Origin of the sequence: Aminiphilus sp. (assembly GCF_029975095.1) — a bacterium.
Classification (GTDB): domain Bacteria; phylum Synergistota; class Synergistia; order Synergistales; family Aminiphilaceae; genus Aminiphilus.
This window is the reverse complement of the sequence record NZ_JARKPW010000214.1, coordinates 1-11,814: the sequence shown is the minus strand read 5'-3', so window position 1 is coordinate 11,814 and position 11,814 is coordinate 1. Positions and strand designations below refer to the sequence as shown.

Sequence of the window (11,814 nt, the reverse complement as noted above, 5' to 3'; positions counted from 1 at the left end):
GTGTTGGCATTTCAACGACAGCAAAAACGACAGGGGCGAGCGAAAAGACCGCCATGAGCATCTTGGTGACGGCGCTTTGGGGTTGGCGCCTTTCTCGTTCATTGTGAATGACGAGAGATGGCAAGAGACTCCCTGCCTGCTCGAAACGCCGAAAAGCGGTCGGGGGGACGCGGGAAATCTGCAACTCTTGCGGAAATTGCGGGGCGAATGACGATTCGTGACGGCGCGTTTCATGTTGATCGAGGAGGCCTTTTCATGGCACCCACATTGCGCATCGATCTGGAAAAGATCAGGAACAACACCCGGGAAGTGGCGCGGCGCTGCAAGAAACACGGTATCCATCTTGCGGGAGTGACGAAAGGAGTGTGTGGCTTTCCAGAGGTGGCGTTTGCCATGATCGAAGGGGGGTGTGCGTCTCTTTTCGACAGCAGGGTGGCGAATCTCCGTAGACTCAAGGAAGCGAACGTTCCTGTTCCGGTGCATCTTCTTCGTATTCCCATGCTCGGTGAGCTGGAGGAAGTGATCGAGTTCGCGAATGGAACCCTCGTCTCCATGGCCGAAACCATCGAGCGGCTGGAACTGTTATGCGGACAGCGACGACGGGAGCTGGAAGTGCTCCTCATGGTGGATGTAGGCGATCTGCGGGAGGGGATCTGGCCTGATGAGATGGAACGTTTCGCTGAGGCGTTCCGTCGTTGTCGATGGGTACGGTGCACCGGCATCGGAACCAATCTGGGCTGTTTCGGCGGCGTGCTTCCCACACCGCTCAACCTGACGCGGCTGGTGGAGCTCAAGGGCGAACTGGAACGCCTCCTCGCCTTGCCGGTGCCGCTCGTTTCCGGAGGCGGCACGTCCTCTCTGCATCTTCTTGAGGAAGAGCGCATGCCCGCGGGAGTGAATCATCTCAGGATCGGCGAGGCTCTCCTGCTCGGGCGGGATGTGTCGAGGAACAGATACCTTCCGGGGATGCATCGTGACGCAGTTCTCTTCGAAGCGGAAATCATCGAGCTGCGCCGGAAGCCGAGCGTTCCCATCGGAACGATCGGCGCCGATGCCTTCGGCAATGTTCCCGTGTTTGAGGACCGAGGACTTCGGTTGAGGGCAATTGTCGCTGCGGGACGCCAGGATGTCCTTCCCGAAGGGCTTCTTCCCACGGACAGGGGTGTTCATGTTCTCGGGGCTTCCAGTGACCATCTTCTTCTGGACGTTGAGGACATGATGCCGGTACCCAGGCTCGGAGAGGTGCTCACCTTCGAAATGTCCTACGGAGCGATGCTCGCCGCCGCTACCTCTTCCTATGTCGCGAAGCAATTTAAATGAACCGCCGCAGGTTTCTGCGGATTTTGCGAAAAAGGTGCGAATGACATGTTCTCTCTCGTGAGATGGCTGGATATTCTCGACATCGCCATCATCAGTTTCATCCTCTATCGTTTTTTATTACTGCTTCTCGACACGAGAGCCATGCAGCTCATGAAGGGACTCTTCATCCTCGGCGGCATAGCCGCCGTGGCGAAGATTCTCGAATTGAGCGCCCTCTCCTGGCTGTTGAGCAAACTCCTGGGGGTTGTTTTCATCGCCATTCCCATCATCTTTCAGCCGGAGCTGCGCCGTCTTCTGGAAGAATTGGGCCGAGGCAATCTCTGGCAGCGCCGTATGGCGGAAGAGCGGGCGGAACATCTTGCGGACGAAGTGACACGGGCTCTGCTGTATCTTCAATCGCAAAAGATCGGCGCTCTTCTCGTCTTCCAGCGTGGAACGGGACTCAGGGACATTTGGCGTTCCGCAGTGCGCCTCAACGCGGAGATTTCCCAGGAAGAAGTGGTTTCCATCTTTTGGCCGAACAACCCACTCCACGACGGCGCCGCGATCTTCGACAAGGACAAGATTCTCGCCGCCGCTTCCTACCTGCCGTTGACGGAGAAGAGCGATCTTTCCCGTTCTTTCGGAACACGGCACCGAGCGGCGCTGGGAGTCACGGAAATTTCCGATGCCATCTCTCTCGTCGTCTCCGAAGAACGTGGAGAGATCTCGATGGCGATCAACGGTCACATTTCACGGGGAATGAAGGAACCCCAGATACGGAAACTCCTCTTCTCTTATTTCCGGGGCAAGAAAGAGAAACAGTCCTTTTTCGAGCGGGTTCGTCTGGAGTTGCTCCAGCAATTGTCAGGAGAGAACGAACATGAGGATGCTTGAGCGCATTGACGCAATGCTCAATTCGCGACTCTTTCTCCGGATCGCCTCGGTGGTCATCGCGGTGTTGATCTGGCTTTACGCCGCGGGAGAGCGGAATGCGGAAACGGTAAAGACCTTCGAGGTCCCTTTGGAGTACCGAAACCTTGGAGTCGGCTTGTCTCTCTCGGATGCGTCCGACAGAGTCAACGTGCAGGTCTCCGGAGCGAGGAACATCCTCGCCGCCATGGCTCCACAGAACCTCATCGCCACGGTGGATCTGCGAGATCTTGCCCCAGGACGTCATACGCTTCCCGTGACGTCCCTCGCGCCGTCGGGGGTACGTATCACTACGGTGACACCGCCGTATGCGGAGGTGCAGGTTCTCCGGCTCGTCGAAAAAACACTTCCTGTGTCGCTCAACGTGGAGGGAGCTTTTCCGGAAGGGGTGTCTCTGGCGTCGTCGGATCTCGACCCGAGGGAAGTGCTTCTGCGCGGAGACGAGGGCCTGCTGGAGAAAATCCAGAAAGTGGCTGTGGTTGCGACACCACAACAGTTGATTCGTGGAGAAGGTTTTCTGGATCTCCCCGTCCGCCTTCCCCTTTCGGGACAAGTGGAACATCTCTCGGTGGTTCCCAAGAGTGTTGTTTTTTCCTACACCTTGAAGCGTGATCTTCCGCGGCGTGAAGTCCCCTTGCGAATGCACATTCTCGGCGAGGCCGATTCCGATTTTCTCGTGACGTCCGTCGCGGTCGAACCCGCTTCCGTCGTTCTCCAGGGACCGTCGGCCCAGCTCGATCTGATCGACCGAATCGACCTGATGCCCCTAGACATTTCAGGAATTAAGGAAACGGGAGTTTTTTCCGTAGACCTCGTCCCCCCGATAGGAAACGACAATGAAGGGTTGTTGCCGATTCGTTCGGCCACGATTCGTGTCACGGTTGCTCCCAAGAGCGGGACTCGTATGATTTCCGGAGTGCGGGTCGGCATCAGTGGAAAGAGTATCTATCCGAACTGGAGAGTCGAACCGGGAACAGTCGAGATCGTTGTCAGAGGGCTTCCCTCCGTGCTGGAGAATCTTCCGGAAGTCGAGGCCTATGTGGATGTGACGAACCTCGTTTCAAGGCGGGCCACTGTGCCCGTACGGGTCAGAAGTAAAGGAGGAGCATTGGAAATCATGGAGATTCGACCTCCGAACATTACCGCCTACGCGATTGTTGATTAAACTCTCTCCCGAGAAAGGATGAGATGTCGTGTTGACCGCATCAGGAAAAGTACGCTGTCTTTTTGGCACTGACGGTGTTCGAGACGTCGCCAACAGAGGTGCCATGACCCCTGAAATGGCCATGAGCCTTTCCAGGGCTTACGTATGGTGGTTGACACAGAACGGGTTTGCGCGTCCTCACGTGATCGTGGGAAGGGATACGCGCCGTTCCGGTTCAATGCTGGAGGCTGCCGTATTGGCGGGTTTGACTTCCGCCGGTGCGGAAGCGAGCGTCGCCGGAATTCTTCCGACGCCCGGAGTGAGCTTTGCCATTCGAAGCCGACGTGCTCAGGGAGGTGCGGTGATCAGTGCCTCGCACAATCCCGCTGAATACAATGGGCTCAAATTCTTTGACAAGAACGGATTCAAGCTGAGCGATGACGACGAGGCGACCATCGAGGAATTTCTGGAGGACCACCTCCTCGACCAATGGCGTCCCACAGGTGCTTCTGTGGGGGAGATCACGCACGAATCGGAGCGGCACGGGGACGCCTACGTGGAGTGGCTCGTTTCCCTGGCAAAAGGGGTCAATGTAGCCGGAGCAAGTCCTCTCGTGCTCGATTGTGCTCATGGTGCTGCCTTTGCCGTTGCGGAAGAACTTGTCCGACGATGCCGGTTGCCTGTGACTCTGGTCGGCGCGGAACCGGATGGCCTCAACATCAACGATGGCGTGGGCGTCATGTACCTTCCACATCTTGCCGAATCGGTCAAGGAAAAGGGTGCCGCTCTCGGAATCGCCCTGGACGGTGATGCCGACCGAGTCCTGCTTGTCGATAAATTCGGGAGAACTATAGACGGAGACATTCTCCTTTGGGTTTTGGCCCGTTGGCTGAAAGCGAAGAATTCTCTCGGGGCAGGTGTCGTCGCTACCGTAATGAGCAACATGGCCCTCGAAGAGCATCTGGCGCTGGAGGAGATTCCCGTTTTTCGTTGTCCCGTCGGCGACAAATATGTAGTGGAAACAATGCGTTCCAAGGGATCTGCTCTGGGAGGCGAACAATCCGGACACATCATTTCGGGCGAGCACGTGTCCACAGGTGATGGGCTTTGTACGGGTCTTCTTTTTCTTCATGCGATTTCCGAACTTGGCGAGGATGTCTCCAGCCTCGTGGATCGGTTTGACCGTTATCCCCAGCTTTTGAAGAACGTCAAAGTTCGCGACAAGAAGAAAACCATGGAGGATGCGCGCCTTCAGGATGTTCTTTCCCAAGCGGAGCGGAAACTTTGCGGTCTGGGCAGGGTTTTCGTCAGACCTTCCGGAACCGAGCCCTTTGTGCGTATCCTAGTGGAAGCGAAGGAAAAGGAAATGCTTGAGGACATTTGTATCGGTGTGGAACAGATCATTCGCCACATCGATCCTGTCGAATAGAGAACCCTGGAGCGGCTTCTTTTGCTTTTGCTGCCGCATGACAAAAGATGTCTCTCCTGAAAAAAGGTTTTCCCGGAAAAGGATTTTCTCGGGAAGGTTTTGGGTCGGAATTTCAACGCAATGTTGCGGGCCGAAAATGGCAGAGGAACCCGAAACATCGGTCAGCATCCTTGAGCCACTGTGGATGTCACTGGAGGAATGGTCATGACGACGCAAATGCAGGTCAGCAAATGTCTTTTCCCCGTAGCTGGACTCGGCACGCGTTTTCTTCCGGCCACGAAGGAGATTCCCAAAGAGATGCTTCCTCTCATCGACAAGCCGATCATTCATTACGGCGTCGAAGAGGCCGTTCTCTCCGGCTGTAAGGACATCGTGTTCGTCACGGGGAGGGGAAAACGGGCCATCGAAGACTATTTCGACAGGTCCTGGGAACTGGAGCAGCTTCTTGAGGCGAGAGACAAGTTCGATCTCAGGGACATGGTTCGAGATATCAGCCATATGGCCAGGTTTTCCTATGTCCGCCAGTGTGAACCTCTCGGGTTGGGCCACGCGGTTCTCTGCGGCGAGCAGGTCTGTGAAGGCGAACCCTTCGGTGTCATTCTTCCCGACGATGTCATGCTCGGAACACCACCCGTGCTCGGACAGCTCATTGCCGTACATCGCACATTCGGTGGTTCCGTCCTTGCCCTCCAGGAGGTCGCGCCTGAGGATACGCCACGCTACGGAATCGTGGATGCCGATCCCGTAGGAGAAGGAGTGTACAAAATACGGAATATGGTGGAAAAACCGTCCCTCTCCCAGGCGCCGAGTCGCCTTGCAATCATGGGGCGTTATGTCCTTTCGCCCGGGATTTTTCGGGAACTGCACGCCCTGAACCCCGGGGCGGGGGGAGAGTACCAACTCACCGACGCGATTCGGGCTCTTCTCGACAAGGAATCCGTCTGGGGATTCGTCTATCGGGGAAAGCGCCTCGATTGCGGTACCAAAGCCGGGTGGCTTCGAGCCACGACGATCATGGCCATGGAAGATCCCGAGACAAGGCAGATTGTTCTGTCTGCGCTTGAAGAAGGGGGGAATGTCCAATAAGGAATAAAGCGTGAAAGGTTTCCGTTTTCTTGTTTTCGCGCTGTGCGTGTCAAGCGCCTGAGCCCGTCTTGTCCTCGGGACTTTCGGGCTGACGAGGTCGGGGAAGAATCGAATTTTCGGCGGATGTCCCCGTGGGCTCGGGAGGAGCCCAACAAGATCCGGCACAAATGCGAAAAGTGATTTTCGCGACAAAAGCCGGATCATCCTTCTTGTCTCTGTTGTGTTGTGAAAGGGTGTTGTACGAAGTGTGTGGAATCGTCGGATACGTGGGTTTTCGTAATGCCGCCGAGGTCCTTTTAGATGGACTGCGACGGGTCGAGTATCGTGGCTATGATTCCGCCGGTCTGGCGGTACGGACGGAAAAGGGTTTGGAGATCGTCAAGGAAGTCGGAAAGGTCTCGGACCTCGAAGAGGCTGCGAGGGGAAGAAATCTCACGGGGTGTCAGGGAATCGGGCACACGAGATGGGCCACCCACGGTGGCGTGACGGTGACGAACGCGCACCCTCATGCGGACGGAGCAGGACGTTTTGCTCTGGTACACAATGGAATCATCGAAAACTACCTCGATCTTCAGGAAGAGCTTCACTCTCAAGGTGTTTGCTTCTTTTCCCAAACGGATACGGAGGTGATCGTACAGCTGCTCGCGCGCCTTCGCGCCGAGACGGACGACATGCCGGCCGCTCTTACGTTGCTGCAGCAGCGACTGAACGGTTCTTTCGCCCTGGCCATCATCGACGCCCAGGAGCCGGAATGTTTCTACTGTGTGCGTCGCGGCTCGCCATTGGTACTCGGCGTGGGGGTCGGGGAATGCTTTTGTGCCTCCGATGTGTCGGCGCTCCTGCCCTACACGAAGAACGTGGTCTACCTCGAAGAGGGCGACACCGCCAGAGTGTGCACGAAGGGCGTGGAAATATGGAACGAGTGTGGCGAGGAAGTGTGTAGGGAAATCGCGATCGTCGATTGGGATGTCTCCATGTCCGAAAAGGACGGATATCCCCATTATATGTTGAAGGAGATCAATGAGCAGGGGGCTGTGTTCCGTTCCACGCTGAAGGGGCGCATCACCGAAGGGCGTATCGATCTCTCGAACGATCTCGCTTGGGATATCTCCAAAGTCAACTCGTGGAAGAATCTGCACATCGTCGCCTGCGGAACGTCCTATTACGCCTCTCTCGTGGCCCAAAGGGCATTGGAGCAATGGACGGACTTTCATGTCGTGGTGGACGTCGCCTCGGAATATCGTTATCGCAGAATGAGGGCGGATGCCGGCACGCTGGCGGTGTTCGTCTCCCAGTCGGGGGAGACGGCGGACACGCTTGCCGCCCAGAGGAAAGCCCGCAGCGAGGGCGCGCACTGCCTGGCGATCACAAACGTCCGCGGTTCCACGCTGGCGAGAGAAGTGCACGATGTGCTTCTACTGAAGGCAGGACCCGAGATCGGCGTTGCCGCCACGAAAACATTTATGGGACAGATGGCGGCACTGTATCTTCTCGCGCTCTTTCTCGGCGAGACGAGGGGAACGTTGCCCGTCGCGGAAGCGAAACGCCTTGTGGAGGAGCTGCTTCACCTTCCCTATAAAGTTGAAACTGTTCTCAACAGGCAGGATGCCATCAAGGAAACTGCACGGAAATATGCGGAAAAACGAAATTTTCTCTATCTCGGAAGAGGCAACACGTATCCCGTCGCTCTCGAAGGTGCACTCAAGCTCAAGGAAATTTCCTATATCCATGCGGAAGCTTATGCGGCAGGTGAGATGAAACATGGCCCAATCGCGCTGCTGGAACCGGACGTCCCTGTCTTTGTGGTCGTACCCAGGAACAGTCTTTACGAAAAAACCCTCTCGAACATACAGGAGGCGAAGGCACGGCACAGCGCCATCATCGCCGTAGGGACCGACGGCGACACTCTTCTGCCCCATCATGCGGAGGACATTCTCTGGATTCCCTGGACGGACGAAGAATTTGTTCCATTTCTGGCGGTTGTTCCATTGCAATTGTTTGCCTATCACGCGGCAGTCTTGCGTGGGTGCGAAATCGATCAGCCGAGGAACCTCGCAAAAAGCGTTACCGTGGAATAATGAAACCCGGTTGCGCACGCGCGTGAAAATGCCGCTCCGGGGGCTGATCAGGGCATTCCTTGGACAAGCTTTCTCGGAACGGACACATGACAATCGCCGGCGCGATGGCGCCGGCGATTGTCATGTTTTTGGCGCAAAATATCCAAAACGGTGCAGTGCACGCTGTGTCTTGAGCTTCACGACTTCAGGGCGAAAAGGTTTTACGATAAAATCAACCGCACCGAAACGCAAGGCTTGGATCAATTTTTCTTTATCTCCATGACCGGAGACGACGATGAAAGGGATGTCTTTTCCTCCAGGCAATTCCCGAACTCGGGCCATGAAACGAAAACCGTCCATTTCAGGCATGATGAGATCGGTGAGCACGAGATTCGGAACCTGGGAGCGGACGACGCGCAACCCCTCCGCGCCATTTTCAGCCTCGAAAACGGCGCAGCCTATTTTCTCCAAAAGATGACGAAGACCTACGCGAATAACCGACGCGTCGTCGACAACAAGAACTTTCGGAGAGCCGGAAGCGTGTTGCGTTTCGGAGCGCTGTTTGATGTTGTTGTTTTCACTTGGAAGCGTTTGCGCCGGAGCTTCAGCCGGAGGTCCGGTGTGTTCCTGCGTTTTTTCGGCATCGGGGCTTTTGGGTAAAAGCATTTGGAGAACCTGTTCGAGGTTCGGAGGAAGAGCGAGGAGGTCGTCCAGACCTTGCATGCGCGCCCGTACTCGGGCGCGCAAAGTCCGCCATTCCGCACTGAATCCGAAAAAACGAGCGGAGGCAAAGGTGTCGTTGAGCTTGATCGCTGCGATGATCTGCCCGTAATCTTCTTCCGTTTCCCCGTGCCATGGAAAAAGGACCGCGTCACACGCCTCGGGCATCTCCTGCGAGCCGAGCGAAAGCTCCGTCAAGCTTTGTCCTTCGTGACATGAAATACCGCTGTTTTTCAATGTCGCCACGAGGAGGATTCGGAACTTTGAGTCATCCGAGATGATGCTGACATGTTTTGTAGGGTTCATGGTTTTTTTGCACGAGGAGATGTCATGGCAAGGGGAAAAACCAGATCGACCAGAGATTGCCGACGCCATGGAAGAGCATACCGGGAAAAATGTTTCCGTGGCGTTCTCGAAGCGCTCCCATGATCAGACCGGGAAAGAACGTCGTGAGAAAAAAGGGATCCGGCCGAAACAGCATGTGTGAAAGAGCGAAGAGAGCGGCAACCGTCACCACACGCGTCGTTCGGCCGAAAAAGGGGATGAAAAGTGTCTGAAGCCATCCCCGGAAAAAGATTTCTTCCGTAATCGCAGCCATGGAGCCCGCCGCGAATTGAGCGAGGAAGGCTGGGAACGCGACGTGTCTGGGCAAGTCCTGCCCTGGCCAATGAAGGGCGATCATCGTGAGAGGAACCAACGTCATCACACACACCAGGGCGACTTCTCCGCACATACGCCGGGAGCAGCGGGGAACAAGGCCATATTGTTCATAGGCTTCTTTTCTTGCGTGACACCAGAGGAAAGGGCCATATAACATCACGGCGACGGCTACGAATTGCGACATGTTCTCTGCTCCCATCAAAAACGTCCGAATTTCCTCTTATAATTCCCGATGCAACGGTCGATCTTTTCGTAAAAAAAGAGGACCGGCGGAACAGCCGGACCTCATTGTAAAGCATCGACAGACAATCACAAACAAGGAAATCCCGTATTTTGAAGAAAACGCTCTTTCCGGGTTTCCGACCGGGTGGTCCAACATTACATTCGATGTCAATGAATGGAAAGATGTGCGCCTTTCTGCGTCGTGTCACCCAGAAGACAGTGTTCGCATGTCCCATAGAGATAGACCTGCGAGTTTTCGACCTTGTGATGGAGATGGGGGAAAAAGGCACCCATGTTCCCCGTATCGAAGGGAACGTCTATGATGGCGCCACAGTTGGTACAGCGAAAATGTGCGTGGAATGTCGTTTCCGGATCGAAAAGGATCCGTTTGTCGTCGATCGTGAGAATATTGATGAGGCCCAAATCCGCCAACAACTGTGCCGTACCGTAGATCGTCGCATAGGAAATCGTGGGGAAAAATTGCCGGAGTTCGTTGCAAATGACGTCCGCCGAGGGGTGATCCTTTCTTCCGGCCAGAAGCTTCAAGATGGCGATGCGCTGAGCCGTGATCTTACCCCCGCTCGACTTAAGGCGCTGAATCCCTTCCTCTATGGCCCACATGGTGCACCTCCTGTATGCCAAGTTTTTCTTTTTGACATCATACGCATTATCGAGTACTTTTGCAAGTGTTTCAGGTTGAAGCAAAAAGCCTCGAAGAATTTCTTCGAAACGGACTTGACACAGGCGCGCGTGTTGTGGATATAATTGCTACCGCTTGTGTTGGGGTGTAGCCAAGTGGTAAGGCAGGGGACTTTGGATCCTCCACCGCTGGTTCGAATCCAGCCACCCCAGCCATTCCGGTGCTTTTTCCGGAAATGTCTTTCTGTGACGGCAACGTGGGGCTCCGTGTGGACCGGCCCCTCTTTTTTTGTGGGCCGAGGCGTACGCATGGCGCTTTTGTTGTCGTGTACTAACAACGTTCTTGTGGAAGAAAACCCCACATCGAATCGGGGGTATGCACATGAGAGAAAAAAGTTTCCCGGACATCGCCGCTCTTGTTTTGGCTGCTGGAAAGGGAACGAGAATGAAAAGCGACACCCCGAAAGTTCTTTTGCCGCTTTTGGGGGAGGCATTGCTTTCCTATCCTCTTGCAGCGGTTCGCGGAGCGGGATTGGAAAGCTGTGGTGTCGTTTTCGGACACGGGGCTCCCCGTGTGTGCGCCTTTCTGGAAAACGCGTTTCCGGCAGTGACGGGCATTCACCAGGAAGAACAACGTGGCACGGGTCATGCCGTTTCAGTTGCGCAGGGTTGGTGGAAACAGTTTCGTCACCTTCTCGTACTTCCCGGCGATTTGCCTCTTCTGCCTCCGGAAGCGTTGACTTCCCTTTGCCGGGAACACATCGCCAGGAACGCCGCATGCACATTTCTCACCATGTGTCTAGAGGACCCGACAGGGTATGGGCGTGTCGTAGAAAAGAACGGACGGATACGGATTGTCGAGGAAAAGGACGCTCTTCCGGAAGAAAAGACGGTCCGGGACGTAAACAGTGGAATCTATGTCTTCGACACCGTTCTCCTTGAGAAGGAGCTCGCCCTAATAAGCCCGGACAATGCCCAGAACGAGTACTACCTTACGGATGTGGTGGAGCGTCTTGGTGCGGCACAGCTTCCGGTAGTGATGGTTCGCTGGTCTGCCTCCCAGGATCTTTTCGGCGTCAACGATCCCGTGCAGCTGGCGGACGCGGAGCGGCGCCTTCGCGACCGTATACTCGGTGTATGGATGCGGAGGGGTGTTCGTTGTGTCGATCCCGCGTCGGTGTGGGTCGGGCCGAAAGTGACGCTTGAGGAGGATATCTTCATTGAGCCGAACGTTCAGATTTTGGGCGAGACGCGCATCGGAGCGGGAAGCCGTATCGGTACGGGATCCCTGGTGCGGGATTCAGAATTGGGGAAATGCTGTACTCTTGTGGCATATGTCGTCATTCAAGATAGTCGCGTCGAGGGGAATTCCCGCATAGGTCCTTTTGCGTTCCTTCGGGATGACACGACCATACGGGATCGTGCTTTAGTGGGCAAATTTGTGGAAATCAAAAAGAGCGACATCGGAGACGATGCAACAGTGCCTCATCTTTCCTACATCGGCGACGCGCACGTTGGGGCCGGGACGAACATCGGAGCCGGCACCATCACCTGCAACTACGACGGTGTGAAAAAGAACAGGACCATCATCGGTGACGCCTGTTTCATCGGGAGCGACACCATGC

11 protein-coding genes and 1 tRNA gene are annotated in these 11,814 nt (G+C 55.6%); 9 read left to right on the top strand and 3 right to left on the bottom strand.

Annotation, left to right across the window (positions count from 1 at the left end):
* From Q1K49_RS13325 to glmS, 7 genes are all read left to right on the top strand, one after another.
* Positions 1-211: TIM barrel protein (locus tag Q1K49_RS13325; protein ID WP_300526481.1), on the top strand; the 211-nt coding region annotated here is incomplete at its 5' end.
* Positions 212-255: 44 nt separating this feature from the next.
* On the top strand, positions 256-1,320 hold the full coding sequence (locus Q1K49_RS13320; protein WP_300526480.1) for an alanine/ornithine racemase family PLP-dependent enzyme: 1,065 nt from the start codon (positions 256-258) through the stop codon (positions 1,318-1,320).
* 45 nt (positions 1,321-1,365) lie between these two features.
* Positions 1,366-2,196: a diadenylate cyclase CdaA gene (gene cdaA / locus Q1K49_RS13315; RefSeq protein WP_300526479.1), complete on the top strand. Its 831-nt coding sequence runs from the start codon at positions 1,366-1,368 to the stop codon at positions 2,194-2,196.
* Positions 2,183-3,397, top strand: a complete 1,215-nt coding sequence (locus Q1K49_RS13310; protein WP_300526478.1) for a CdaR family protein — start codon at positions 2,183-2,185, stop codon at positions 3,395-3,397. Before cdaA ends, Q1K49_RS13310 begins: the two co-directional genes overlap by 14 nt.
* A gap of 28 nt (positions 3,398-3,425) precedes the next feature.
* Positions 3,426-4,805 (top strand): phosphoglucosamine mutase, encoded by a 1,380-nt coding sequence (glmM, locus tag Q1K49_RS13305; RefSeq protein ID WP_300526477.1) that lies wholly within the window; start codon positions 3,426-3,428, stop codon positions 4,803-4,805.
* Positions 4,806-5,009: 204 nt separating this feature from the next.
* A complete protein-coding gene (gene galU, locus Q1K49_RS13300; RefSeq protein ID WP_300526476.1) occupies positions 5,010-5,891 on the top strand; it encodes a UTP--glucose-1-phosphate uridylyltransferase GalU in 882 nt (293 codons plus the stop codon).
* Between the two features lie 245 nt (positions 5,892-6,136).
* On the top strand, positions 6,137-7,969 hold the full coding sequence (gene glmS / locus Q1K49_RS13295) for a glutamine--fructose-6-phosphate transaminase (isomerizing) (protein WP_300526475.1): 1,833 nt from the start codon (positions 6,137-6,139) through the stop codon (positions 7,967-7,969).
* A 120-nt stretch (positions 7,970-8,089) separates the two neighbouring features.
* Here the strand turns inward: glmS and Q1K49_RS13290 are convergent, their stop codons facing one another.
* From Q1K49_RS13290 to Q1K49_RS13280, 3 genes are all read right to left on the bottom strand, one after another.
* Entirely contained in the window at positions 8,090-9,043 is a 954-nt protein-coding gene (locus Q1K49_RS13290; RefSeq protein ID WP_300526474.1) for a response regulator, read from the bottom strand.
* Entirely contained in the window at positions 8,997-9,485 is a 489-nt protein-coding gene (mrtS, locus tag Q1K49_RS13285) for a Synerg-CTERM system glutamic-type intramembrane protease MrtS (RefSeq protein ID WP_300526482.1), read from the bottom strand. Before mrtS ends, Q1K49_RS13290 begins: the two co-directional genes overlap by 47 nt.
* Before the next feature lie 233 nt (positions 9,486-9,718).
* On the bottom strand, positions 9,719-10,171 hold the full coding sequence (locus Q1K49_RS13280) for a Fur family transcriptional regulator (RefSeq protein WP_213692905.1): 453 nt from the start codon (positions 10,169-10,171) through the stop codon (positions 9,719-9,721).
* Between the two features lie 160 nt (positions 10,172-10,331).
* Here Q1K49_RS13280 and Q1K49_RS13275 point away from each other — a divergent pair.
* A tRNA-Gln gene (locus tag Q1K49_RS13275) sits at positions 10,332-10,405 on the top strand.
* A 166-nt stretch (positions 10,406-10,571) separates the two neighbouring features.
* Positions 10,572-11,814 (top strand): bifunctional UDP-N-acetylglucosamine diphosphorylase/glucosamine-1-phosphate N-acetyltransferase GlmU (gene glmU / locus Q1K49_RS13270; protein WP_300526473.1); only part of this gene is annotated, 1,243 nt, incomplete at its 3' end.

Excerpts from the sequence above, each read along its gene's own strand:
- Q1K49_RS13320 (WP_300526480.1), top strand. The coding sequence starts at position 256 with ATGGCACCCACATTGCGCATCGATCTGGAAAAGATCAGGAACAACACC.
- cdaA (WP_300526479.1), top strand. The coding sequence starts at position 1,366 with ATGTTCTCTCTCGTGAGATGGCTGGATATTCTCGACATCGCCATCATC.
- Q1K49_RS13310 (WP_300526478.1), top strand. The coding sequence starts at position 2,183 with ATGAGGATGCTTGAGCGCATTGACGCAATGCTCAATTCGCGACTCTTT.
- galU (WP_300526476.1), top strand. The coding sequence starts at position 5,010 with ATGACGACGCAAATGCAGGTCAGCAAATGTCTTTTCCCCGTAGCTGGA.
- Q1K49_RS13290 (WP_300526474.1), bottom strand. The coding sequence starts at position 9,043 with ATGGCGTCGGCAATCTCTGGTCGATCTGGTTTTTCCCCTTGCCATGAC.
- mrtS (WP_300526482.1), bottom strand. The coding sequence starts at position 9,485 with ATGTTATATGGCCCTTTCCTCTGGTGTCACGCAAGAAAAGAAGCCTAT.
- Q1K49_RS13280 (WP_213692905.1), bottom strand. The coding sequence starts at position 10,171 with ATGTGGGCCATAGAGGAAGGGATTCAGCGCCTTAAGTCGAGCGGGGGT.